The sequence below is a fragment of the Streptomyces sp. NPDC020875 genome (assembly GCF_040641415.1).
Lineage (GTDB): Bacteria > Actinomycetota > Actinomycetes > Streptomycetales > Streptomycetaceae > Streptomyces.
The window spans coordinates 19765-44278 of the sequence record NZ_JBFADP010000046.1 but is presented as its reverse complement, the minus strand read 5'-3'; the positions used below and the strand labels follow the sequence as shown (position 1 = coordinate 44278).

20 protein-coding genes are annotated in these 24514 nt (G+C 73.6%); 7 read left to right on the top strand and 13 right to left on the bottom strand.

Annotated features, from left to right (window positions below):
- Nucleotides 1-757 precede the first annotated feature (757 nt).
- From AB0G74_RS24835 to AB0G74_RS24815, 5 genes are all read right to left on the bottom strand, one after another.
- Nucleotides 758-1747 (bottom strand): phosphotransferase, encoded by a 990-nt coding sequence (locus AB0G74_RS24835; RefSeq protein WP_361150102.1) that lies wholly within the window; start codon nt 1745-1747, stop codon nt 758-760.
- Nucleotides 1748-1979: 232 nt separating this feature from the next.
- A complete protein-coding gene (locus tag AB0G74_RS24830; protein ID WP_361150100.1) occupies nt 1980-3296 on the bottom strand; it encodes a type III PLP-dependent enzyme in 1317 nt (438 codons plus the stop codon).
- The gene (locus AB0G74_RS24825) at nt 3293-5053 is read right to left on the bottom strand and encodes an IucA/IucC family protein (RefSeq protein ID WP_361150097.1); all 1761 of its coding nucleotides are present in this window, start codon (nt 5051-5053) and stop codon (nt 3293-3295) included. Before AB0G74_RS24825 ends, AB0G74_RS24830 begins: the two co-directional genes overlap by 4 nt.
- Nucleotides 5050-6822 carry an IucA/IucC family protein gene (locus tag AB0G74_RS24820; RefSeq protein ID WP_361150094.1) on the bottom strand — a complete coding sequence of 591 codons (1773 nt, stop codon included), beginning with the start codon at nt 6820-6822 and terminating at the stop codon, nt 5050-5052. The genes AB0G74_RS24825 and AB0G74_RS24820 overlap by 4 nt, the downstream gene beginning before the upstream one ends.
- Nucleotides 6819-8087, bottom strand: a complete 1269-nt coding sequence (locus AB0G74_RS24815) for an ATP-grasp domain-containing protein (RefSeq protein WP_361150091.1) — start codon at nt 8085-8087, stop codon at nt 6819-6821. Before AB0G74_RS24815 ends, AB0G74_RS24820 begins: the two co-directional genes overlap by 4 nt.
- A 742-nt stretch (nt 8088-8829) precedes the next feature.
- Here AB0G74_RS24815 and AB0G74_RS24810 point away from each other — a divergent pair.
- The 4 genes from AB0G74_RS24810 (at nt 8830) to AB0G74_RS24795 (ending at nt 12313) form a co-directional block, all read left to right on the top strand.
- The gene (locus AB0G74_RS24810; RefSeq protein WP_361150088.1) at nt 8830-9693 is read left to right on the top strand and encodes a (2Fe-2S)-binding protein; all 864 of its coding nucleotides are present in this window, start codon (nt 8830-8832) and stop codon (nt 9691-9693) included.
- A 55-nt stretch (nt 9694-9748) separates the two neighbouring features.
- Nucleotides 9749-10957 carry a cation:proton antiporter gene (locus AB0G74_RS24805; RefSeq protein ID WP_361150086.1) on the top strand — a complete coding sequence of 403 codons (1209 nt, stop codon included), beginning with the start codon at nt 9749-9751 and terminating at the stop codon, nt 10955-10957.
- A 238-nt stretch (nt 10958-11195) separates the two neighbouring features.
- Nucleotides 11196-11426 carry a DUF6296 family protein gene (locus tag AB0G74_RS24800; protein ID WP_361150170.1) on the top strand — a complete coding sequence of 77 codons (231 nt, stop codon included), beginning with the start codon at nt 11196-11198 and terminating at the stop codon, nt 11424-11426.
- A gap of 161 nt (nt 11427-11587) precedes the next feature.
- Nucleotides 11588-12313: a DUF2470 domain-containing protein gene (locus tag AB0G74_RS24795; protein ID WP_361150167.1), complete on the top strand. Its 726-nt coding sequence runs from the start codon at nt 11588-11590 to the stop codon at nt 12311-12313.
- Between the two features lie 231 nt (nt 12314-12544).
- Here the strand turns inward: AB0G74_RS24795 and AB0G74_RS24790 are convergent, their stop codons facing one another.
- Entirely contained in the window at nt 12545-12988 is a 444-nt protein-coding gene (locus AB0G74_RS24790; protein ID WP_361150084.1) for an SPW repeat protein, read from the bottom strand.
- 342 nt (nt 12989-13330) lie between these two features.
- Here AB0G74_RS24790 and AB0G74_RS24785 point away from each other — a divergent pair, with 342 nt between their 5' ends.
- Nucleotides 13331-13813: a hypothetical protein gene (locus AB0G74_RS24785; RefSeq protein WP_361150082.1), complete on the top strand. Its 483-nt coding sequence runs from the start codon at nt 13331-13333 to the stop codon at nt 13811-13813.
- A gap of 70 nt (nt 13814-13883) precedes the next feature.
- On the opposite strand, the gene AB0G74_RS24780 is transcribed toward AB0G74_RS24785, so the two are convergent.
- Nucleotides 13884-15122: an MFS transporter gene (locus AB0G74_RS24780; protein WP_361150079.1), complete on the bottom strand. Its 1239-nt coding sequence runs from the start codon at nt 15120-15122 to the stop codon at nt 13884-13886.
- Nucleotides 15123-15352: 230 nt separating this feature from the next.
- Between AB0G74_RS24780 and AB0G74_RS24775 the strand changes: the two genes are divergently transcribed.
- Nucleotides 15353-17464 carry an NB-ARC domain-containing protein gene (locus tag AB0G74_RS24775; protein ID WP_361150077.1) on the top strand — a complete coding sequence of 704 codons (2112 nt, stop codon included), beginning with the start codon at nt 15353-15355 and terminating at the stop codon, nt 17462-17464.
- Between the two features lie 169 nt (nt 17465-17633).
- Here AB0G74_RS24775 and AB0G74_RS24770 read toward each other — a convergent pair whose 3' ends face one another.
- The 3 genes from AB0G74_RS24770 to tdh all read right to left on the bottom strand — a co-directional run bounded on the left by AB0G74_RS24770 (nt 17634) and on the right by tdh (nt 20914).
- The gene (locus tag AB0G74_RS24770; RefSeq protein WP_361150075.1) at nt 17634-18548 is read right to left on the bottom strand and encodes a LysR family transcriptional regulator; all 915 of its coding nucleotides are present in this window, start codon (nt 18546-18548) and stop codon (nt 17634-17636) included.
- Between the two features lie 19 nt (nt 18549-18567).
- Nucleotides 18568-19773, bottom strand: coding sequence for a glycine C-acetyltransferase (locus AB0G74_RS24765; RefSeq protein ID WP_361150073.1), 1206 nt, complete (start codon nt 19771-19773; stop codon nt 18568-18570).
- Between the two features lie 112 nt (nt 19774-19885).
- On the bottom strand, nt 19886-20914 hold the full coding sequence (gene tdh / locus AB0G74_RS24760) for an L-threonine 3-dehydrogenase (protein ID WP_361150070.1): 1029 nt from the start codon (nt 20912-20914) through the stop codon (nt 19886-19888).
- Nucleotides 20915-21232: 318 nt separating this feature from the next.
- On the opposite strand from tdh, the gene AB0G74_RS24755 reads away from it, so the two are divergent.
- Complete coding sequence (locus AB0G74_RS24755; protein WP_358827147.1) at nt 21233-21538, top strand: hypothetical protein; 306 nt, start codon at nt 21233-21235, stop codon at nt 21536-21538.
- On the opposite strand, the gene AB0G74_RS24750 is transcribed toward AB0G74_RS24755, so the two are convergent.
- From AB0G74_RS24750 to AB0G74_RS24740, 3 genes are all read right to left on the bottom strand, one after another.
- Entirely contained in the window at nt 21529-22824 is a 1296-nt protein-coding gene (locus AB0G74_RS24750; RefSeq protein ID WP_361150068.1) for a DUF6397 family protein, read from the bottom strand. The two genes, AB0G74_RS24755 and AB0G74_RS24750, sit on opposite strands and share 10 nt — an antisense overlap.
- 148 nt (nt 22825-22972) lie before the next feature.
- Nucleotides 22973-23386: a roadblock/LC7 domain-containing protein gene (locus tag AB0G74_RS24745; protein WP_361150066.1), complete on the bottom strand. Its 414-nt coding sequence runs from the start codon at nt 23384-23386 to the stop codon at nt 22973-22975.
- A gap of 934 nt (nt 23387-24320) precedes the next feature.
- On the bottom strand, nt 24321-24503 hold the full coding sequence (locus tag AB0G74_RS24740) for a hypothetical protein (protein WP_361150064.1): 183 nt from the start codon (nt 24501-24503) through the stop codon (nt 24321-24323).
- Between the last annotated feature and the right edge of the window lie 11 nt (nt 24504-24514).

Below are 24514 nucleotides of genomic sequence, written 5' to 3'. Positions count from 1 at the left end.
TGACCGCGTAAGGAGCAATACGCGACCGCGATGTAGCCAGTTCATCACGGTCCGTCATATTGCGGAAAAAGCTCGTCAGGAAACGTCCGACCGACTCCCCGACCGCATATGCGACGGCGAACACGACGACACCGAAGGGCCGTTGACGTTTTCCTGTCACACAAGGAGACGCTTGAACCGGCAATTTCGTGCACCGGAAAGTGGAGTGACATCCGTCACCATCTGACTCACCGGCCACACCGGCCCCGATCACCCCGCAATTCACTCCCACACCTCCGCTGTTGGATAAACAGAGTGTGATGGCGCGTTTCTCTTCGGTGAGTTCTGCCTGCCCGTGACCCTGGCCACGGGAATACCGGAGCGCGGTTCCGCTGCCCGGCAGACGGCGCGGGTCGTCCGCGAATGGGCCGCGCTCCCCCGTCCTCGTCACGGCCCCGCGACTGCGGGCGTACGACATGCCGCTACCAGGCTCGCACACGGCTTGGCGATTTTCGCCGGTACGCACCACCGATCGTGCCGGGATCGTCACTCGCACGGCATACAGGGACGGCAAACGACGCATTTCAGATACGTTCGCGTACGCATCGCGCCGCACACCGGAGAACGTTCCGGCCGTACGGGCATTCACCCGATGGCAAGCGCTATCACCGGCCCGGCCCGCCGGGGCTCGCCGCCGGGTGGTGTGTTCGGCGGGAATGGGCGGGAAGGCGGTGTGCGGGTGTCTTGTACGGGAACGCGGGCCGACCCGTACTCCTCGTCAGGACAGGAGCATATTCACGGTGTCGGAGAATCCCCGCCACGCCTGTTCCAGATCGGCCGTCGCGGTGTGCGGCGAGCGGAACCAGGCGACGAAGGCGTCGACGTCCTCCAGGCTCCACCGCAGCCGGTAGAGCGCCAGGGCTTCGGGGTCCGGCACCCGGCCGGTGAGCCCGGCGTACCGGTCGAGGTCGGCGTCGTCCCGGGCGACCAGCCACAGATCGCGTTCGGGGAGGGCGAGCCCCGCGGTGTCCCAGTCCAGGAGGAACCGGCGGTCGCCGTGGCGCAGGACGTTCCCGGGGTGGGGTTCGCCATGGGTGACGACCGGGGCGGCACCGCGTGCCAGCACGCGGGCGGTGAGCCGGTCGAGGTCGTCGAGGCGCCCGCGGACGGCCCCGGCGTGCTCCGCGAGGAGCTCCCGGGCGGGTTCGGAGCGGGGGCCGCCGGTCCACGGCTCCCGCACGGCCGTGAGGGCGGCTTCCAGCCTGCCGCGCGCGGACAGTTCGGGCGGGAGGGCCCGGGCGGCCGCCGGGGGCCTCTCGCCGTGCAGGGCGGCGAGCATTCCGATGGCCTCGGCCCGCTCCGCGGCGGCCGGTTCGTCGCCGAAGTCGCCCGCCGCGCCTTCGAGCCAGGGGAAGACGGCGACGGCGTACCGTTCGCCGATCCGGCGGACCGACTCGCCGCGCGCGGTCCGCAGCGGGGCCACCACGAACCCGCCGTCCGCCGGGCCGAGCCCGCGGTCGGCCAGTTCGGCGGCGGTGTCCATGGCCCGTTTCAGTCCGTGCCAGGCCGCCTCGGGGCCGATCCCGCAGTGATACTTCTCCGTCAGGTCGGAGAGGGTGACGAAGCGCCGCCCTCCGGGGGTCTCCGCCGTCCAGTGGTAGTCGCCGAATCCGAGGGGGACGTAGTCGAGGGCGGTGGTGCCGGGTCCCCAGGCGTCCAGGGCGTGCCGGAGCGCTGATTCGTCGATGCCCTCGGGCCGGTCTTTCATGGGGTGAAGGTAACCCGGGGCGGGCAGCCGGGGCACATGGATATCCGGGACCTCGGCTCCCCTTCCGACAGGTGCCCGGGGGATCCGGGTCCCGGCCGGCGCACGGCGCCGACCGGGGTCCCGTTCCGGTGGTACGGGACGGGCCCGGGGTCGGTGAAACGTGTAACCGACTCCTGGGGCCTGTGCCGGTGACGGCCCGTCGGGCGGGGCGGGCCCGTGGCCGCGATCGGCGCTACGGGACGGCCGGGCCGTCCTCCGGCTCCGCGCCGATGTGGTGGAAGCCGGGTTTCGGGTGCATCAGGAAGTCATGGTGCGAGATGTTCCAGGCGTACGCCCCCGCGAGGGCGAAGACCACCCGGTCCCCGGCGCGCAGACCGGGTGCGGAGACCGCGCGGGCCAGGACGTCCTTGGGGGTGCAGAGCTGTCCGGTGAGGGTGACGGGGCCGTCGGCGGGCGCGGTGGGGCGGGGCCAGGGGTGGGGCCAGTCGTCGACGGGCAGCACGGTGTGGGGCTGGGCATGGCCCCGGGTGGCCGGGGTGCGCAGATGGTGGGTGCCGCCGCGGAGGACCGCGAAGGTCTCGCCGTGGCTCCGTTTCACATCGATGACCTCGGTGGCGTACCAGCCGCAGTACGCGGTCAGGGCCCGGCCGGGTTCGATCCGCAGGACGGTGCCGGGGTGTTCGTCGGCGAGCCGGGTCAGTCCGGCGCCCAGGGCCGCCCAGTCGAAGCGGTCGCCGGGGCGGGTGTAGTCGACGGCCATTCCGCCGCCGACGTTGACCTCGGGCAGCGGCAGTCCGTGGCGGGCCGCGAGCGCGGCGGACCAGTCGACGACCGAGCGGGCGATGGCGAGGTGTTCGGACGCGGTCAGTCCGCTGGCGAGATGGGCGTGGACGCCGCGCCAGCGCAGCCCGGGGTGGCCGCCGCCGGTGAGTTCGCGGAGCAGGTCCTCCGTTTCGGCGGGGTCGCTGCCGAACGGTGAGGGGCTGCCGCCCATGGCGAGGGCGCTGGTGGCGGGGAGTCCTCCGGCGACGGGGAGGTTGACCCGGAGCAGCACCCCGGCGGGCGGCGCGCCGCCGGGCCGGATCTCGTCGGCGAGGGCGGACAGCTGCCGCAGGTCCCGGGCGCTTTCGACATGGAAGAGCGGCACTCCGCGGCGGAGGGCGGCCGTGGTCTCCTCGGGGGTCCGGCCGGGGCCGCCGAAGGCGAGCGGGCGGCCGGGTACGGCGGCGGCGACCGCGTCGAGTTCGCCGCCGGAGGCGACCTCGTAGCCGTCGGTCCAGGGCGAGAGGGCGCGCAGTATCGCGGGGTCGGGGTTGGCCTTGGCTGCGTAGTACAGCTCGACGCGGTCGCCGAGGGCGGTACGGACCCGGGCGGCGTGGTCGCGGAGGGCGGCGAGGTCGTAGACGTACGCGGGCAGGTCGCCCGGGGGCAGGGAGCGGACCAGGGTCTCGACGGCGGACCGCGGCGGGTGCGCGGCGTCAGGGCCCGGGAGATCCGGGTGCCCGGGTTCCGGGGGCGGGGCGACGGGAGGCGGGGTGGTGCCGGTCATCGCGGGCTCCGTTCGGCGTCGGTCCGGTGGGCCTGGTACAGCACGTTCTCGGCGAGCGGCGAGGGCAGCCGGACATATCCGGCGTGACGGTCGGCGGAGCGTTCCCAGCGGGTGAGGAGGTTGGCCTTGGCGGGCAGCGGTACGCCCGCCAGCAGGGCGCTCAGCTCGGGCGGGCAGCCGTGTTCGTCGGCGTACCGGCGGATGGTGCGGCGGACCTCGGACCAGAGGGCGGCCTCGGTCTGCGGATGGAGGTCGGCGAGGGCGGCGAGGAGTTCGGCGACATGGTTGACGAGGAGGCAGTAGACCACACGGTCCCAGCCGCGCCGGGCGTCGTAGGTCATGGGTCCGGCCACGTCCGGGGGCAGGGCGGCCAGGGCTTCGGCGTGGTGGCCGGGGAGGAGCTTGGTGCCCTCCAGGTCGCGGAAGAGGATCTGGGCGGGCCGGCCGTCGTCGCCGATGCCGACGACGACGTTCTGGAGGTGGGGTTCGAGGACGAGGCCGTGGTCGAAGTAGGCGGCCAGGACGGGCGGGATCAGCAGGGCGAGGTAGGAGCGCCACCAGGCGAGGGCCGTCGCCGGGTGGGCGGCGGGGCCGAGGGCGGAGACATGGCCGGGTCCGGTGGGGTACTCGTCGGCGACGGAGGCGGCGAGCAGGGGGGTGACGCCGGGCCGGAGCCGCCCGTCGAGCCCTTCGCGGACGATCACGCCGAAGCCTTCGAGGAGCGCGGTGTCGGGGCGGCCGTCGGGTCCGGGGACGGCGAGGCTGCGGTAGGCGGGTTCCCGCAGGACGGCGGTGCCGGGGAAGCGTTCCGCGAGGTCGCCGAGGGCGGGGCCGAGCAGCCGGGTGAGGGCGACGGCGCCGGAGAGTTCGTAGGCGGCGTTCTTGCGGAGGCAGTTGGTGATGCGGACGTTGAGACTGAATTTGAGGAAGGTCTCGCCGTCGTAGAGGGTGCGGACGGAGGCCGTGGGGGTGAAGCGGCGGCGGCCGGTGCCCAGGTCGAGGATGTCTTCGGTGGCGATGAGGGGGGCGAGGGCCGGGCCGAGTTCGCCGTACTGCCAGGGGTGGGCGGGGAGCAGCCGGTAGCCGGGCGGTACGGGGGCGAGCCGGTCGAGGGCCCGGACGGCCGGTCCCGGTTCGGGGTCGGCGTGCTCCTCGGCGACGAGGTGGTCGCGGACGGCGAGCAGTCGCAGTGGGAAGGAGACCCCGGCCTCGGGGGCGTAGCTGGACCAGGTGGCGGGGTCGCCGCTGTGGGCCTTGGGCGTGGGGTGGAAGCGGTGGCCGAGGGCGAGGGACTGCTCGGACGCGAGGTAGGCGGCGAGCCGGTGGTCGGCGCCGGTGGCGCCGGGGTGGGGCAGGGCCCGCAGGGCGGAGGAGACGCCTCGGTGGCTGGCGGTGATCTGGCCGAGGAACTCGTCGTTGGGTACGCCGGTGCGCAGGGACAGTTCGGTGTGGGTGTATTCGGCGAGGCGCCGCCAGTTGACGGCGGACCAGTGGCCGTCGCGTTCCTCGGTGACGGGTCCGGTGAAGCGGTGGGCGCCCAGCAGGGACGTACGGCGCAGGGCGACCCGGAGGAGGACTCCGGCGCGCGGCAGCCGCAGCAGCAGCCGTCCGCCGCTGACGGCGGTCTGGCGTTCGGGTCCCGAGACCTCCCGGAGGAGGCAGTTGAGCAGGGTGTGGGTGACGGCCTCCTCGGGGGTGGGCAGTTTGGCCGGGGGCCCGGCGAAGGGGGTGGGGCGGTCGGATGTGGTGCTGGTCATCGAGGGTCACTCCCCCGCAGCAGGTAGTTGGGTCCGGTGGTGTAGTGCTTGTTGATGTCCAATGCGCCTGATCTCTCCTTGGCCAGCAGGGTGCCCGCCGTGACCATGGCCTTGACGGGCAGTCGGGCCGCGTCCAGCACCCGGGCGCGCAGCAGCGCCCCCATCTCTCCGGGGCCCGTGCCGAGGCGCTCTGCGGCCTCGGCGAGCCGGTCCCGTATCAGGCCGAGCAGCCGGTCGAGCGGCGGATGGCCGCGGCGGGCGAGCCCGAAGGCGTAGGCGCCCGCGCAGAGATGGACGGTGATGGTGGTGAACAGGTCGAGCAGGGCGCGGTCGTCGTCGGTGACGATGCGCCGGTCGTCGAAGCGGGACGTCTCGAAGACGCCGGTCGCCTCGGCCGCGTCGCCGAGGGCGGCGCGGAGCCGGCCGGGGTGTATGCGGGGGCCGTCGTTGTCCTTGAGGAGGAGGCGGGGGCCGCCGGTGCCGTGGGGGGCGGTGGTGTCGTAGAGCAGGGTGATGTTCTGCTGGTGGGATTCGAGGGCGATGCCGTAGCCGAGCAGGGTCGTCTGCCAGTCGAAGAGGAGGGTGAGGACGGCGTCGAGGAGGGCGAGGGGGTCGCCGCCGTGGAAGCGGTCGGCGAGCCGGTCGACGACGAGTCCGCCGCCGGGCGCGGGGGCGAGCAGGGCGGCGAGGGGGACGGCGGTGGTGGTGCCGGGGTCGAGTCCGGGGGGCGGCCGGCGGACGAGGACGGCGAGGAGTTCGTGTCCGGCGTGGGCCCAGCCGGTTTCGTCGGCGTGCAGGACGGTGTGGCGGAACCGGGGTTCGCGGTCGGCGACGGCCGTGATCAGCCGCTGGGCGGCGGCGCCGTCGACGAGGGTGCCGGGTTTGATGGTGCGCCGGTTGAGGGCGCCGAGGGTGGCGGTGGCCAGCGGCATCTTGAGGTGGACCGCGGGGTCGTGGACGAGGGAGACGGTCCGGGTCGAGAGGGTGGGGACGACGTCGTGGTGGGGCAGGTCGGCGAGGTGGGCCCGGCCGGTGAGTCCGGTGGCGTCCAGGGCCCGGCGCAGGGGCGCGCCCGCGGTGAGCGGGTGGACGGGCAGGGTGCGGTGGGTGGTGTCGAGGTGGTGGGGCAGGCCGAGGGCGGAGGGGGGCGGGCAGATGTCGTCGAACCGGCCGGTGGCGGTGACGGCTTCGTGGGGTACGGCGAGCCAGCGGAGGGGGAACCGGGGGTGGAATTCGGGGGCGTAGGCCCGTAGCTCGGTCTCGGTGAATCCGGCGCGGCCTCGTCCGGTGGGGTGGACGGGGTGGTCGATCCGGGCGGCGAGGGTGTCGAAGGCGAGCGCGGCGGCGGGGCCGGTCCAGTGGGCGGGGTCGGGTCCGTACCGTTCGCCGAGGTCGTGCCGGACGGCCTCGTCGGTGGCGCGGTGCAGCCGTACGGTGGCGTCGGCCTGTCGGCATTCGGCCTCCAGGGCGGCGAAGCCGGGCCGGTCGCGGGGGTCGGCGACGGCGGCGAGCGCGCCGAGGACGGCGGCGGGGCCGGTGAGTTCGGTGCCGTCGGATTCGCGGCGGAGCAGGGGCAGCCGGACCTGGGTGCCGTACTGGAACGCGGGCGCGGTGGTGCGTACGGGCAGCAGCAGGGCGTCCCCGGGGGCGGGCAGCCGCAGCCAGGAGCCGTCGGGCAGTTCGATCCGGGTGGTACGGCTCCGGAGGCCGGCGGCGTCCTCCCGGAGCAGTGCGTCGAGGACGCCGAGGAGGGTGGGGGCGTCCGTCACGGGGTGATCTCCCAGCTCTGCCGGGCGAGGAAGCCGGCCACGGCGCGGTCGACGGAGGGCTGGTCGGGGCCGAGGGCGCGGACGATGCCGAGGAAGTCGCGGTTGGTGCCGTAGAGGGGGTGGGTCTCGCCGACGGCCCGGGTCGGACGGTAGGTCAGGGTGACGTCGCCGAGGGTGAGGTCGGCGGCTCCGGGGGCGGCGGTGAGGGTGCCCGCCCGGTCGGCCAGCGGATAGTCCAACCGGGCGGCGCCGCCGGTGCGCAGTCCGAGGTCGGCGGGGAGTGCCTCGCCGAGGTGGACGCGGAGGACGTACTGGAAGAGGGGGATGCCGATGAGTCGTTCGAGGAGCAGATCGCACTGGTCGCCGATGGCCCGGTAGTTGACCTCGATGATCCGGGCCCGGCCCCGGTGGACGACGAATTCGGTGTGGCAGACGCCGAAGCCGACACCGAGGACGGCGAGGGCGTCGAGGACCTGGGCGACGACGGGGGCGGGGTGCGCCGGTTCGTAGGTCAGCCGCTCCTCGATGAAGTACGGGAGTGGGGAGAGTTCGGTCCGGAATCCGCCGATGACATGGAGGCGGTCGCCGTCACCGAGGGTCTCCAGGGTGCCGAGGGCGCCGGGCAGGTACTCCTCGGCGACCAGGGCGGCGCCGGGGCGCCGGGTCCTGATCTCGGCGCAGCGGCGGTGGAACTCGGTCTCGTCGGCGATATGGACGACGTCTTCGCTGGCCACGCCTTCACGCGGTTTGAGGACGCAGGGGTAGGGGACGGCGGTGAGCGCGGCCGGGTCCTGACCGGCCGCCAGCTCCACACTGCGGACGGCGTGTCCGGTGGCGGCGAGCGCGCGGCGCATCTGGGCCTTGTCCTTGACCCGCAGGGCGGCCCGCCAGTCCTTGGCGGGGAGGCCGAACCAGTCGGCGACCAGGGCCGTGGTGGCCTGGAGGTGGTCGCTGTTGCTGAAGACGGCGTCGGGGGCGGGGCGGGCGGCGACGGCGCTGATGACGGCGTGGTGGTCGCGGACGTCGCATTCGACGACGTCGAGGCCGGGGTGCCGGTCGCGGTGGGCGGCGGGCTGGTCGGTCAGCAGAGTGACGTCGAGGCCGAGGGCGCGGGCGGCGGGGAGGAAGCCCTCGGAGACCGAGTCGGTGGGGTTGAGGGCGAGGAGGTGGAGCCGCCGTCCGGCGGGCGGGCCGTGGTGGTCGCCGGACCGCGGCCGGGGGGACGGTCCTTCCGGGGGGAACTGACGGATCTGTGTGGTCTGCATGGGTGAAATACTTCCGCGCGCCCAGGTGCTGGGAAGGGGACGGGGGAGAGCCGGAGCAGCGGGCCGGGCGGGCTCGGCGGACCGTTCGCGGGCCGGGGCGGGCGGGACGGGGTCCCGTTCGGCGGCTGCGGCGGCGGTCGGCGCGGCGGGCGCTCCGGGCCCGCGGAGGGCCGTGGGCGCGACCGGGCGTCCGTCCCGCGGATCGGCCCGGCGGGCGGCGGTCCGGTCGCTCTGGATCATGCGCCGGAGCTTAGGTTAGGCACCCCTAACCGCGCCAATTCCGCGTGTCGTGGGCTCAGTTCGCACACCGTAGGACGATGTGGTTAAGGTGAGCCTTACCTTCATCACTCCGCCCGCATTCCGGGCCGCCGTACCACCGACGCGCCGTACCACCGATTCGGCGTATCGCTGATGCGTCATCGCCGTTTCGCCGTACCTTCGTTTCGCCGAATCGCCGTATGGCTTTATCACCGCTTGTCGCACCTTCGCGTGCCTGTTCCGCCGTTCTCACTGTTTCGCCGTTTGACCGCGTCACCGTCTGTCGTTTCAGCCGTTTCACCGCTCCACAGCCCGGTAGTTCTGTCGCATTTTCGTTCCGCCGCACGTCCGTTTCGCGTCCCCCGCCGTCCACCGGTGCCCCACGGCTCATCCCCCGTGGTACGCCACCGCCCCGGCGCCGCCCCGCGCGGGGCCTTCGGGCCGGGCACCGCGAACGCGTTCCGTCCCGTGAGGAGTAGTCCCCGTGCCTCTGGCCCCGGCGCCCGCACCTGCCGGAGCTGCGCTCAGCTGCTCCACCCTGATGGACTCCACCTACCGCAGGCTCGCCGCGGTCTGCGGGGCGACGCCCAGGATCGAGGTGGCCGCGGTCCGCTCCCCCGCCCGCCAGGGCTGGACCTCGGGAGCCGAACTCGCCTGCCACCCCGAACTGCTGGAGGGCTTCCTGGCGGCCGAGGCGGCCGGGATCGAGGAGCTGCACGGCCGCCACGCCCGGCCGGACGTGGTGGCGTCCCGCGCGCTGCACGCCTGTCTGTGGGCGGTGTGCCTGCTGATCGCCGGGCCCTGGTATCTGGAGCGCCGGGTGCCGCTGGCACGCCCCGAGGACATCCGGTTCAGCCGGACGGCCGCCGGTCCCGCCGTCGTACCCGGGCCCTTCGTCTGCCTGCCCGACGATCCGGCGGCCGGGCTGCCGGGGGTGACGGTGGCACCGGACGAGAACGCGCTGCGCCAGCGGCTGCGGGAGACCGTGGCCGATCACGTACGGCCGCTGCTGGCGGCGCTCGGACCCCGGCTGCGCCGGGGGCCGAGGGCGCTGTGGGGCATGGTCGGGGACGATCTGGTCTCCGCCGTCTGGCATACCGGCCGAATGCTGGGCGACGAGGAGCGGGCCGTGTACGAGGCAGGACTGCTGCTGCCCGGACCGGTCGGCCCGTTCCACGGCGGGGCCGACTTCCGCCGGCTGACGGGCCGTGACGGGCGGAGCTATCCGACCCGGACCCGCCGGGGATGCTGCCTCTACTACGCGATCAAGCCCGACGCGGCGTGCGCCACCTGCCCCCGGACGGACGACGCGGAGCGGCTGCGGCGCCTGGAGGAGCCGGGGGCCTGAGCCTCCCCCGCGCGGCGCGTCCCGATGAATCCGGATCTTTGGTACACACAGGCCCATGCGCCCGGAGACACTGATCCTGATCATGGCGGCGGCCGTGCTGGCGCCCCTGCTGGCCCGTGCGGCGGGGCACTGGATCCGGGTCCCGCTGGTCGTCTTCGAGATCGTGCTGGGGATCCTCATCGGGCCCGACGTCCTCGGCTGGGCCGAGCCGGACGCCGTCGTCGACACCCTCTCGCGGCTCGGCCTCGCCATGCTCATCTTCCTCGCCGGGTACGAGATCGACTGGGGTGCCGTCCGCGGCGACACGCTCCGGCGGGCGCTGTGGGCCTGGCTCGTGGCGCTCGCCCTCGGCCTGGGCGTCGCCCTCGGCCTGGCCGGTGGCGATACAGCGCGGGCGGTCGTCATCGGGACGGCTCTCACCAGTACGGCGCTGGGGACCGTGCTGCCGGTGTTGCGGGACTCGGGCGGTCTGAAGGGCCGGTTCGGGACGGTGACGCTGGCGTTCGGCGCCGTCGGCGAGTTCGGGCCCGTGATCGCCATGGCGGTACTGCTGAGCGGCCGCAGACCGGCCGAGTCGGTGGCACTGCTGGTGGGCTTCGCCGTGGTGACGGGGCTCGCAGTGCTCTGGGCGCTCCGGCCGCGCCCGCCGTGGTTCTCGCGGGTGATCACCGAGACCCTGTACAGCAGCGGCCAGTTCGCCGTCCGGTTCGTGATGCTGCTCCTGGTGTCGATGCTGGCGCTGTCGGCCGTGTTCGGTCTGGACACCCTGCTGGGGGCGTTCGCGGCGGGGGTGCTGACCCGGATCGTCCTCGACCGCGCGGCGCCGGAGAGCGGCCCGGAGGTACTGGGCCGGATCGAGGCCCTCGGTTTCGGGTTCCTGGTGCCGCTGTTCTTCGTGGTCACCGGGATCGAGTTCGATCTGGCGGCCCTGCTCTCCGGGGGCCGCGCCCTGGCGCTGCTGCCGTTGTTCCTGGTGCTCTTCCTGGTCGTACGGGGGCTTCCGGTGGCGCTGCTGGCACCCCGCGACCTGGGCCGGGCCGACCGCCGGGCGCTGACGCTGTTCTGTGCCACCTGTCTGCCGCTGGTGGTGGCCATCACCACCATCGGGCTGGACCAGGGGACCGTGACGTCCGGGGAGTCGGCCGCGCTGGTGGGCGCGGCGATGGTGTCCGTCCTGCTCTTCCCTCCGCTGGCGCTGCGGCTGCGGGGCGGCAGCGGGGCGGCCCGGGCGGTACCGCGGGGCGAGGGCTCCGAGACCTGGTGACCGCCCACTGGGGGGAGGGACGGCGCCCGGCCCCGGTGCGGGCTCGGGTTCGCGTACGGGTGCGGTACGGGTGCGGGCGCACCGGTGTATCGGCACGCGGCAGCGGCGCGCCGGAGTGCGATCGGGGCGTACGAGGACGGCGCGCTCCGCCCGCGCGCGCCGGGCGCTGGGTGCGCCGAGGGCCTCGCCGCGCGACCATGGAGGCGGGCGACCCTGTTCAGGAGGGCCGATGGAACCCATGGAACAAGCAGAGGTCTACGAACTCGTCTTCCGCGCGTCCGCGGTCGAGGACGATGTCGTCGTGGTGCACCGGACGGAGCGAGCGGGGGCGGGCGGCCATCCGGTGTACGAGGACGACAGCGGCATCGTCCGGGCCGAGATCAGCGCCGGGGGCGAGGTGAGGATGCTGGCCAGCGGGGGTCATCAGGCGCCCGGAATGCCGGTGACCGTCCGCCCGCTCGCCGCCTGAGGACGGCCGCGCGGGGCCCTTTCGGGGTCCCGGCCGGACCGCCGTCGGCGGGCGGGCGCACTCCCCCGGCGGACGGCGCGCCGTCCGCGGGGTTGGCGACACACCCCCTTCGGGCTTAGGTTAGGCAAACCTAAGTTCCCCTGATGGTGTGGAGTATCCGCATGCGCTGGTTCAACGCCCCTCTCGCCGAGCCCACGAATGCGGAGCGGATCAGAACGATCCTGACCGCCGCGGACTCGATGACCGTGGTGACGGACGAGGGGCGTACCGAGGTGTCCCGGCTGGGCGGCACCGGCGGTACGGAGCACATCCATCTCCACCCCGCACCCGCCGACGGCGGGCCCGAGAGCCCCGGATCGGTACCGGCGACGCTGGAATTCACCGATATCGCGCCGACTCCGGTGCGGGACCGGGTCAGGGCCCGGGTGCTGCTGGCGGGCCGGCTGCTGCCGCCCGGGGAGCACCGGGGGTCGGACGGGAGCCGCTGTATGGAGTTCGGCCGGGCCGTGCTGGACCGGGCGGGCGAGCGGACCCCGGTGGGGCTGTGGGAGCTGATGGAGGCCGAGAGCGATCCGCTGGCGACCTGCGAGGCGGGGATGCTCACGCATATGACGGATGATCACGGCGATCTGGTCGAACTGCTGCTGCGCCTGACGCGGCCGCGCGATCCGGCCGCCGTGCGCCGGGCTCTGCCGCTGGCGATGGACCGGTACGGCATCACGCTCCGGCTGGAGTACGCCGAGGGGCACGAGGACGCCCGGCTGGCGTTTCCCACCCCGGTCAAGGATCCCGACCAGGCCGGGGAGCGCGTCCGGGCGCTGCTGGAGAGCGCGCGGGGCCGGTCGGCGCGCGGCCGGTCGCTCCGGGACTCCTTCCGCGACTCCTGACGGGGGCGCGCGCTCCGCGAGGAGACCGGCGACGGCCCGGCGCGGGAGGCCGGACCGTCACGGGCCGGGTCCGCCACGGGGGTGGACCCGGCCCGGCCGGTGCGCGTCCGGTCCGTACCGCCGGGGTCCCGGCCGGCGGCTCCGGAGCGGACAGGGTGCTGTCGGGGACCTGTCGTCCGCTCCGGGCCCGCGCGGCGGCGGGGAACAGCGGCGGTACGGGGTCGTACGGGGTCAGCCGTGCCGCTCCCGGCCGCTTCTCATGGCGGCGGCCGTACAGGCGAGCCCGAGCAGGAAGGTCAGACCGCCGAGCACGGCGTTGGTCCAGATGACTCCCTTGTCGGGGTTGCTGCCCACGATCCACGGCGCGATGACCATCCACGCGCCCATCACGCACATGGCCCAGCTCAGGCCGTACATCCGCTGGGGCATGACCGTGAACCCGAGGGCGAGCACGACGATCGCGACACCCATGATGAGGTTGTGGGTCGCGAGGGCGGGCTGACTGCCCGAGAAGTGAACTATCCACGGGGACACCGCGCACGCCAGGCCGACCAGGAACACCGGGCCGTCCACGAGCGCGACATCGCGCCCGCCGAGTACGCGGGCATAGCGGTCCCGCATCTCCGTGATGTCGGGATGACCCGCCAGATCTCCCCTGTGTGAGACGTCGGCCATACGACTCGCCTCCTTCGACGGTGCGTCCTGCGCGTCGGACCGAACTACGCGACACCGATGCCGCGCCCTTCCATTTTGCCCTTATATGTTCCTTATGGATAGCGGTCGGGCGGAACGATCCGAAACAACGGGCGCCGGGATTCCGCCGGGCCGGGGCGCGGGGTAATCACCCGGACGCCGTACCCGGGTGGCGCCCGAGCGCCACGACGAGTTCCCAGGTCAGAAGGTTGGGCCGGGCGCGGGGTCACCCGTCCGGCGGAACAGTCACCGATTGCGGCGCGTCGACCGCCTTCACACGGTGAGTGCGAGAGTCCGTCCCACCCGCCTCCGGAAGGAATCCGTATGCGTCTCGCACCCGTGACGCGCGCGCTCGTGGCCCCCGCCCTGTGCGCCGCCCTCGTACTCACGGCGGCCGGTGCCGCGTCGGCCGCCGACTCCCCGCCCCGCGCCCCGGCGCTCGTACCGGCGGCCGAGGCGGATCCGGCCACGACCGCACTCGACGCGACGGTGGCGGAGCTGCAGCAGTCCTTGGCCGAGCTGGTGGCGGCGGCGGCCGGGGGCACCGGTTCGACCGAGGCGGTGGAGCAGGCGGTTGCGGACCTCGTCGCGGCCCTGACCGCCGCGAGCTCGGGGACCACCCTCCCGGGGGCGTCCTCGCCGTCCGTACCCGCCACGTCGACCCCGGCGACCACATCGGCCGTGCCGACGGTTCCCCAGGTGAGCCTGCCGGACGTCACCGTCCCCGACGTGACCGTCCCGGCGGCGCCGGTCCCGTCGGTCACCGTCCCGACCCTCACCGTGCCACCGGTGCCCGCGGCACCCTGACCGGACCCCCGGCCCCTCTCGGCGGAGGGCGGCGGCACCCCTGGTGACGGGGTGCCGCCGCCCTCCGCCGTCATTTCGCGGGGCGGCCGTCCCCGGCGGCGGCCGGGGTCACGGCTTCGGCCGCAGCGACTCCCCCGACCCCGGCCACGATCCGGCTCGGCGCGGCGGCGCGCAGTTCGAGGCGGCGGGAGAGCACGGCGACGGCCAGCGCCGACGCGGCGAGCGCCGCGCCCACCCAGTTGGGCGCGGTGTAGCCGAACCCGGCCGCGATCACCAGACCGCCGAGCCAGGCCGCGATCGCGTTGCCCAGGTTGAACGCCCCGATGTTGACCGCCGAGGCGAGCGTGGGGGCGGCAGCCGCCTGGTCGAGGACCCGCTTCTGCAGCGGCGGTACGGTGGCGAAGCCGAACGCGCCGATCAGCGCCACGGCCACCGCGGCGACGGGCCGGTACTGGGCGGCCACCGCGAACAGGGCCAGCACCAGGGCGAGGCCGCCCAGCGACCCGTAGAGCACCGGCATCAGAGCCCGGTCGGCGAGGCGTCCGCCGACGAGGTTCCCGATGACCATGCCCGTCCCGAAGAGCACCAGCAGCCAGGTCACCGAGGCGTCCCCGAAACCGGTGACCTCGGTGGCCATCGGCGCGATGTAGGTGATCGAGGCGAACACCCCGCCGAAGCCGAGCACCGTCATCGCCATGGCCAGCAGTACCTGGACGTTGCGGAAGGCGGCGACCTCGTCGCGCAGTCGGACGCCCTCCGGCCGGGGAACGTCCGGCACCAGCCGCACCACGCCCAGCAGTCCGATCACCCCCACGGCGGCGACCAGCAGGAAGGTGAGCCGCCAGCTGACCTCCTGGCCGACGTACGTCCCGAGCGGCACCCCGACGACATTGGCGGCCGTCAGCCCGGTGAACATCAGGGCGATCGCCCCGGCCCTGCGCCGGGAATCCACGAGATCGGCCGCGACGACCGCCCCGATCCCGAAGAAGGCCCCGTGGGCGAGGGATGCCACGACCCGGCCCGTGAGCATCACCCAGAAGGCGGGCGCGAGGGCGGAGAGCAGATTGCCCGCCACGAAGAGCCCCATCAGCACGGCGAGCACCGTACGGCGCGGGACGCGGGCGCCGAGGGCGGTCATCAGGGGCGCCCCGATCACCACTCCGAGGGCGTAGCCGGTGACGAGCCATCCGGCGAGCGGGATGGAGACCCCGTAGGCCCCGGCGACCTCGGGCAGCAGCCCCATGATCACGAACTCGGTGGTGCCGATGCCGAAGGCCCCGACAGCCAGGGCGAGAAGGGCGAGTGGCACAGCGGTCCCCCATCGATTGCTTACGCATCTTGTCTGCGTGAACAATAATTGCAGACGCGGCATATTTGCAAGCGCGCGCCGCCGGCGCCCTCCGGCTGACGCGGACACGGCCGGAATGCCGTCGGCCTCCGGCCGCCGGGCGGCGATTTCCCGCCGCATTCGGCCCGCCACGGCGATTCCCCGATTCGGTGGCTGGGCCACGAGGCCCGAAGGTGCGCAACAATGGGCGCGTGTTGGGCAACCTTCCCGAGGAATCGACCAGTTTCGTCGGACGGAACTGGGAACTGTTCCGGCTGGACCGGGCGTTGAGGAAGCACCGCATCGTCACCCTCGTCGGACCCGGCGGCGTCGGTAAATCACGGCTGGCGCTACGCGCCGCCCATCAGGTCGCCGAGGGGTTCCCCGACGGCGTCGCCTGGGCCGAACTCTCCCCGCTCTACGGCGACCGGCTGCTGCTCGCCACGGTCTCCGACGCCTGTGATCTGGCGGACCATACGCCCCGGATGCCGGTGGACGCCCTCTGCGAATGGCTCGCGCAGAAACGGCTGTTGCTGGTACTCGACTCCTGTGAGCATCTGGTCGACCCCTGCCGGGTCCTGGTCGGGGATCTGCTGACCGCGGTCCCCGGGCTGACGGTGCTCGCCACCAGCCGTCAGCCGCTGGGCCTGGACGACGAGCGGCTGATCGACGTCGAACCGCTGCCGCTGGAGGGACCCGACGCGCTGGAGCTGTTCACCCAGCGCGTGCTGGCCGCGGGCGGCTTCATCCCTCCCCCGGGGGAACCCGGGGGCGCGGCGGGGCCGGGGCGCGCCGGTCACACCCCGGACGGGTTCGCCGGGCTGGACGGGGCGACCGCCGCCCGGTGGATCTGCCGTCGGCTGGACGGCATCCCGCTCGCCCTGGAACTGGCCGCCGCCCATGCCGCACGAGCCGGTGTCGCGGAGGTCGCCGAGCGGCTGACCTCGCGGTTCGACGTTCTGGAGGCGGAGGACGAAAGCTCCGTACGGCCGGAACGGCACCGGACGATGCGTACCACGATCGGGTGGAGTCATGAACTGTGCGCCCCACTCGAACGGCTGCTCTGGGCGCGGCTCACGGTCTTCCGGGGGGACTTCGACGAGACCTCGGCGCTGGCCGTCTGCGGCGGCGGGCCGCTGGACGCGTCGACGCTGGGTCCGCTGCTGGAGCGGCTGGTAGCCATCTCCGTACTGCGGGTCGTCAAGACGCCGGACGGCGACGGCATCCGCTACCGGATGCTGGACACCATCCGGGAGTACGGCGCCCTGTGGCTGCGCGCCCTGGAGGAGGACACCGTCCTGGCCCGGCGCCACGCCGAGCACTTCTTACGCTTCGCCGAGGACGCGGACCGCGAGTGGCTGGGCCCGGAGCAGGCCCGGTGGTACCGCCGGATCAGCGCCGTGCACAACGAACTGTGCTCGGCGCTCGACCATTTCCTGACCCACTCCCCCGAACTGGCCCTGCGGCTGGCCGGATACGTGGGCTTCTTCTGGAGCTGCTGCGGCCATCTCCACGAGGCCCGGGACTATCTCCAGCAGACCCTCGACGCCCACCCCGAACCGGGGCCCGACCGCACCCGGGGGCTCTGGGCCCTCGGGGTGACCGTCACCCTTCAGGGCGACTACACCTACGCCCGGGCGGTGAGCGACTCGTGCACCCTGTCGGCCGCGGCCGACCAGAACGCGGAGGGAGTCCTGGCGGCGGCCTATCTGTCGGGGCTGATCGATCTGCTGACCGGGAGCCCGCTGGACGCCGAGGCCACGGCCGTGCAAACGCTGCGCGCGGCGGGTGGGCAGCCCTTCGAATCGGCGTCCCGGCTGCGCTGCCATCTCGTCCATGTCTTCGCGCTCACCGGTCTTGAGCGCCATGAGGAGGCCCGGGAACTGGCGCTGCGGCTGCGGGCGGGCTGTGTGGACCGGGGCGAGTCGTGGACCCGCGCCTATCTCGACTACCAGCTGAGTCTGATCGCGCTCTTCGCCGGGGACGCGCGGGCGGCGGCGACCCATGCCAGGAACATGCTGGAGGGGAAGCACGGGATAGGGGACAACTTCGGTATCGCCCTGGGGCTCGACGCGCTGGCGGCGGCGATCGCGGCGGCGGGCGACGGCGAACGCGTCGGCCAGGTGTACGGCACCGGGCAGGCGTTCTGGAGTACGGTCGGCCATCCGCAGCGGGGCACGCCCGAGCTGCGGGCGGTCCGGGAGGCGTGCGAGCGGCAGGCCCGGGAGGCCGCCGGAGACGCGGTGTACGAACGCGCCTACCGGGAGGGTGCCTCCTACAGTCTGGATGCGGGCCTCAAGGCGGCGCTGGCTCCGTCGCGCTGACCCGGGCCGTCTCCGCCGGATCCCGCCGAGCCCCGCACGGTCCACCGTGCGAGTCCGGCGGACCGGCACGGCGGGGAGCGGACCGGATATGGCACGGTCGCGTCCGGTTACGGCACCGGACCCGGGCGGGGCCGGGGACGGGTGACGCTCCGGGCCGTTTCGCGGGGTGTCAGGAGGTGCCGAGGCCGGTCGCGGCTGTGCGCAGAGCGTCCAGGACCGGGCGGAACAGGGGGTGGTTCTCGGCTCCCCGGCGGACCGCCGCGAAGACCCGGCGGGTCGCGGCGGGCCCGGTGACGGGCCGGACGACCGCGCCCCGCAGTTCGGTACCGCGCAGCGCCGAGCGGGGCACGAGCGCGACGCCCGCCCCGGCGGCGGCCAGCGCCACATGGGCGTGGAAGTCGTCGGAGGAGTGGATCAGCCGGGGCGTGAACCCGGCCCGTTCGCCGGCGCCGATCACCATGTCGTGGCAGGGGTTGCCGGGGTGGGGGCCGATCCAGTCGCTGTCGGCGAGTGCGGCGAGTTCGATCCGGGCCAGCTCGCCCAGCGGATGACCGGCCGGGAGTACGGCGTCGAACGGCTCCGCGTGCAGCGGTACCCGGAAGAGCCGGGGGTCGTCGGGGCCCGGCGCCCCCCGGTACTCCACGGCGACCGCGATATCGGCCTCGCCGTCGAGGACCAGGGGCAGGCTCTCGTCGCCCTCGGCGTCCCGGACCCGGATCCGGATCCCGGGGTGCCCGTCGGCCAGGGCCCGCAGGGCGGGGGCGACGAGTTCGGTGATGCCGGTGGCGAAGGCGGCCACGGTGACGGCGCCGGTGGTGCCGTCCGCGTACGCCGCCAGCTCCGACTCGGCGCGCTCCAGCCGGGCGAGCATCGCATGGGTGTGGGTGAGCAGGATCTCCCCGGCCGGGGTGAGCCTGACGCCCTTGCCGCCGCGGATCAGCAGGGTGTGTCCGGTCTCCTGCTCCAGGGCGCTGAGCTGCTGGGAGACGGCGGAGGGGGTCAGATAGAGAGCGGCGGCCGCGGCGGTCACCGTACGGTGGTCCGCCACGGCCCGCAGGATGCGCAGCCGTCGGGGGTCGATCACCCCGCCATCCTGCCAGCCCTCAGCCGGTGGTCAGCGCCTCGCGGGCGGAGACGAAGGCGGCGACGGCCCGCCGGACGTCCTCGGTGGTGTGGGCGGCGGAGAGCTGGACCCTGATCCGCGCCTGGCCCATCGGCACCACCGGGTAGGAGAAGCCGATGGCGTAGACGCCCCGGTCCAGGAGGAGATCGGCCATCCGGCCCGCCTCGGCGGCGTCGCCGATCATCACGGGGACGATGGGGTGGTCGCCGGGGAGGATGGTGAAGCCCGCTTCGGTCATCTCACGGCGGAACAGCGCCGTATTGTCGGCGAGCCGGCGGCGCAGGTCACCGGCGGTCTCCAGCAGATCGAGCACGGTCAGGGAGGCGGCGGCGATCACCGGGGCGAGGGAGTTGGAGAAGAGGTAGGGGCGGGAGCGCTGACGGAGCAGGGCGACGATCTCGGCCCGGGCGGCGACATAGCCGCCGGAGGCGCCGCCGAGGGCCTTGCCGAGGGTGCCGGTGATGATGTCGACCCGGTCCATGACCCCGGCGAGCTCCGGGGTGCCGCGCCCGCCGGGGCCGACGAAGCCGACGGCGTGGGAGTCGTCGACCATCACCATGGCGTCGTAGCGGTCGGCGAGGTCGCAGATCTCGGCGAGGGGGGCGACATGGCCGTCCATGGAGAAGACGCCGTCGGTGACGATCAACCGTCGGCGGGCGTCCTGGGTCTCCTTGAGCCGCTGCTCCAGCTCGGCCAGGTCGCGGTTGGCGTAGCGGTGGCGGGACGCCTTGCAGAGGCGGATGCCGTCGATGATGGAGGCGTGGTTGAGGGCGTCGGAGATCACCGCGTCCTCGGGGCCGAGGAGGGTTTCGAAGACGCCCCCGTTGGCGTCGAAGCAGGAGGAGTAGAGGATGGTGTCCTCCTGGCCCAGGAAGGCGGAGAGGCGTTCCTCCAGCCGCTTGTGGACGTCCTGGGTGCCGCAGATGAAGCGGACGGACGCCATGCCGTAGCCCCAGCGGTCCAGGGCGTCCTTCGCGGCGGCGACGACCTCGGGGTGGTCGGCGAGTCCGAGGTAGTTGTTGGCGCAGAAGTTCAGCACCTCGCGGGTGCCGTCGCCGCCGGGGCCGGTGGTGACGCCGACGGTGGCGCCCTGGGGTGTGTCGATGACCCGCTCGGGCTTGTGGAGTCCGGCGTCGCGGATCCCGTCGAGGGTCGTACGGAGGTCGTCGCGGACGGAGCTGAACATCAGGGGGTCTCCCTAGGAGGACGGGATCACGTGGTCACGTGGTTCGCCCGGACCGGTCCGGAGTCGGCGGGCCGGCCGGGGGCGGCGGACGAGTCAGCGGCGGAGGGGCCGGTCAGGCGGTCCAGTCGAGGATGATCTTTCCGCTGCGGGCGGTGGCGGCCTCGTCGAAGGCGGCTTCGAAGTCCTGGTAGCCGTAGCTGCCGGTGATCACCGGGCCGAGGTCGAGTCCGGCTTCGAGCAGTACGGTCATCGCGTACCAGGTCTCGAACATCTCCCGGCCGTAGATTCCCTTGATGGTGATCATCGAGGTGACGATCTTCGACCAGTCGACGGCGAACTCCTCGGCGGGCAGGCCGAGCAGGGCGATCCGGCCGCCGTGGGTCATGTTGTCGACCATGTCGCGGAGGGCCTCGGGCCGGCCGGACATCTCCAGGCCGATGTCGAAGCCCTCCTTCAGCCCGAGTCGGCGCTGGGCCTCGGCAACGGGGTGCTCGGAGACGTTGAGCGCGAGATGCGCCCCGGCCTTGCGGGCGATCTCCAGCCGGGCGTCGCTGATGTCGGTGATCGCGACATGGCGGGCTCCGGCGTGCCGGGCGACGGCCGCGGCCATGATCCCGATCGGTCCGGCGCCGGTGATCAGGACGTCCTCGCCGACCAGGGGGAACGAGAGCGCGGTGTGCACCGCGTTGCCGAAGGGGTCGAAGATGGCGGCGACGTCGAGGTCCACGGGGGTGCGGTGGACCCATACGTTTCCGGCCGGGAGCACCACGTACTCCGCGAAGGCGCCGTCGCGTCCGACGCCGAGGCCGATGGTGCTGCGGCACAGATGGCGGCGCCCGGCCAGACAGTTGCGGCACTTTCCGCAGACCAGATGCCCTTCCCCGCTCACCAGGTCGCCGACGGCGATATCCGCGACGTCGGGGCCGACGGCGGCGACCTCGCCGACGAACTCGTGGCCGAGGATCCGCGGGGTGGCGACGGCCTGCCGGGCCCAGCCGTCCCAGTTGCGGATATGCAGATCGGTACCGCAGATACCGGTACGGAGCACCTTGATCAGTACGTCACCGTGCCCCGGTTCCGGTTCGGGTACGTCGACGAGCCAGAGTCCGGGCTCCGCGTGCTGTTTGACAAGGGCCTTCATCGGGCGGCTCCAGCGATGGGGGACGGGGCGCGGCTCCGGTCAGTGCCAGGCTGCGGCAGCCTGGCCGGACACCGCAAACCGTGACAGGTCCGGTCGGAGGTGCGGGCGCGCGGGACGACGGGACCAATCTGCCCAGCCGGGCCCGCGGCGTCCATCGAGGATTTCTTAACCGGGCCCTCAGGTGCGCTACACGGAGGGTGTCCGCTCGGTCGCCGGGGGCACCCGACACGGTCGCCCGGTGGTGTCCGGGCGCTCCGTTTTGGCCGCCGGGGGCGCGCAACAGTCGCGTATTCGCCGCCGTGGTGCGAGCCTGGGAGGATGAGCTGGGCATCGTGGACGACGACCGGAGTGTATTCCGGGCGCGGAGGAGTGCTCACCGACGAAGTCGGCGTTTTGACCGGGGATCTCACTGTGCACACCACCTGGGCCGGTGGTGAGGCGCGCGTCGCCGTGCAGTACAGCGGCGCGTCCGACTGGTTCACCCTGTCGGGCAGCCCCACGCCCTGTGTGTCCGAGGACGCGAGCCGTGCGCTGCACCAGGCGGTGGTGCAGGCCGTACAGGAGGGGGGCGGGGCCACCGTGCAGTCGGCGGCCCTCGGTCCACGCGGCGCCGCTCAGCACTGATCCGCTCCGCCCTCGCCCCGGCGGGCCCCCGGGCCCGGCGCCGGGCGCTTCCGACTGCCCGGCCGCAGGGCGGCGAGCAGCCTGCGGCCCGGGGACAGGGGCCTTACGGGCGCGGGCCTGGTTCGGGTCCGCGGTCGTGACGGGACCGGCCGGTCCGATGGCTCCGGCCGGATGGTTACGGACGGTTTCCTCGTAGCCGAAGGCAGTGTCCCGTCGGCCGGGGAAGGTACCCGGCCGGTCCAGGGGGTCCCGTCGTTCGTGGCCGGTGCCGGAAAGCGGGGACCGGAGCCGGAGCCGAGGTTGCCCGGCTGGGGCACGGGTGGGCCGCCGGGCCGGGAGGTCCGGGCGGTCGGACGGGGTGCGGGCCTGGTCCTCCTGGCCTCGGCCAGCTCCTGGCCCAGCAGGGCGCGGTACCAGGCGATCTCGTCGGGCCCGTCGGCCCTGATCAGCCGCTCCGTGACGGCCAGGGCGGCGGGTGACGTGGGCCGGTATCCCGCGATATCGGGCCGCAGGGTGCCGAGGTGGGACCGCTCGTAGGGGTCGGGCACCAGGTCGGCGACGCCGAAGGGATCGAGGAACGCGGCGGCGACCGCGGCCCGCTCCCAGCCGTCGGCGGCGATCCGCAACAGCAGTCCGAGCCGTTTGCCGCGCCAGTTCGCGGCGCGGCGGTCCTCTCCCCGCTCCAGCCGCGCCCGGAGCTCCGGTTCGGCGCGTCCGGTGAGCATCCCCGGCTCGGCCAGGGCGAATGCCTCCACTTCGGTGGCGAGATAGTGCCAGACCACCGAGCGGTACCGGTTGAGGTAGAAGCGGACGGGGACGAGATGGCCCGTCCGGGCGAGCCGGGTGAACCGCTCGGGGCTGATCGAGATCAGTTCGGCGCCCGTGGTCGTGTCGACGGTGCGGACACGCCGTCGTACCTCGTCCGCCAGGTCCCCCGCGCCGAGCCGGGCGATTTCCTCCCGGCTGATCCTCAGCGGGCCGCCGGGCACGTCCCGGGTGGCACGGACGGAGCCCAGTTGGACGGCGAGTTCGCACTCGGTCGGCCGCAGGCCGAGCGCACGGCCCGCGCCGCTCGGGGTGAGTCCGGGCCCGCCCGGCCGGGCTTCCGGTCCGGCCGTGGTGGCTGCGGCCGCCCCGAGCGCGCCGTCGGACCGCCTCGGGCCGACGGGCGTCCCGTGCTCCGTCGTCCGTTCCGGCCGCGACCGCGTCCCGTCCGTCGCTCCGGCGGCCGTACGCGCGTCGTCCCCGGTTCGGTGTCCGGGCGCGGCATGGTGCTGTCCGGTCATGGTGATCGTCTCCCCCGTGTGAGTGCGAATACGGTGAGTGACGACCGTAACCCCGTATCGCATCGCTCGCGGGAGCCTGTGGACAACTCCGGGCGGCCCGCCGCCGACCCGGCCGCGGGCCGGTCCGTCCGGCCCGGCCGACGAGCTGTCAGCGCACGTCGGAAGGGGTCGGCCCGGGTTGCCTGGCGGCCACGCTCAGATGTTCGCCGACCCGGTTCACCATCAGGGTCATCTCGTACGCGACCTGTCCGATGTCGGCATCGGCGTCGCTGAAGACACAGAGGCAACTGCCGTCGCCCGCCGCGGTGACGAACAGGATGGCGTGGTCGAACTCGACCATCGTCTGACGGGCCCGGCCGGCCCGGAAGTGCCGGCCCGAGCCCCGGGCGAGCGAGTGCAGGCCGGAGGAGACCGCGGCGAGATGTTCCGCGTCCTCGCGGGCGAGACCCGTACTCGCCCCCGTCACCAGACCATCGTTGGACAGCACCAGGGCGTGTCTGATGTGTTCGACGCGCTGCGTCAGATCGTCGAGCAGCCAGTCGAGTCCCTTGTCCAGCGGCATGGTTGTTCCCCTCCCGTGCGCGCGTTCCCCGTGTCGAACGCCAGCTTTTCGCACACCAGAGCGCAGAGCAAGGTGTTGCCGTGTCACCGAATCGAAGTGTCGCGCCCCGTGTATCCGTCCGGCATATTCCATGCGGCGGGCGGAACGCCTCCGTACGGACTTCCCGGCCCCGTACCAGCACGGAAACGGCGACACTCGCGGCACCCCAACCGGAAGCCGCCGGAATATCCCCCGACGGACGCCGGGGAAAATCACTCGCGCCCCGGGCGCGCCGCCGGACCGGGATCGGTGAATTGCGGCCGGGAAGCCTGCTCCCCCGTACCCGCGGTGATTTCCCGGCTCACCCGGCCGCGCGGCGGCGGCGTCTCCGGCGCCGGGGTCGCTCCTGCTCAGCGGGGGATGCCGGGCGCGGCTCCGGCGCCCGTCGGGCGAGGCGGTCCAGCCGAATTCACCGGGCGGGCCGGACAACGGTGTCACCGTTCCGCCGCGTGACCGCGGTCACGGCGCTTTCCGGGCGGGGCGACCGCATTTTCCGGCCATCGCAGCGGAACGCCCGTACCGGGAAATCCGGAGCGCGACAGCGGGGCACCGGCGGGATGTGCGCCGGGATTTTCCCGGACGCCTTCTCCGGGCCGTCTCCCGTTACCCCCGCCCGGCGGAACACCTCACGGAACCGGGATGGGATTGCATTTCCCCCCGGGCCCGGCATGAGGCCACCCTGCGACGGCACCGGTACGCCCATTCCGGCGCGGTGCCTCACGGCGGACGGAGCGGCCGGTGTACGGCAGGCGACACCACGGCGGGGAGCGGATGGCCACCGCCGACCCGAAGACACGTCGCAAGGCGGCAGGCGGCAGGCGGCGGACAGTGAGCGGGCGATGGCGCGCGGGCATGCCGGGGCCCCCGGTCGCCAAGACCGGGGGCCCGGACCGCGTCAGCGGTTGAGTTCCTTGCGGCTGACCCTCCGCAGCCTGCGGCGCTGGCCGGGATCCAGAGCCAGATAGGCGGCGGCCGGTACGCCCAGGACCACCAGCAGGGCCCACCAGAATCCGATGAAGGGGATCAGCAGCAGGCCGACGGCCACGCCGCCTACGACGATCTTCGTACGTGTCGACATCTCGGCGCCTC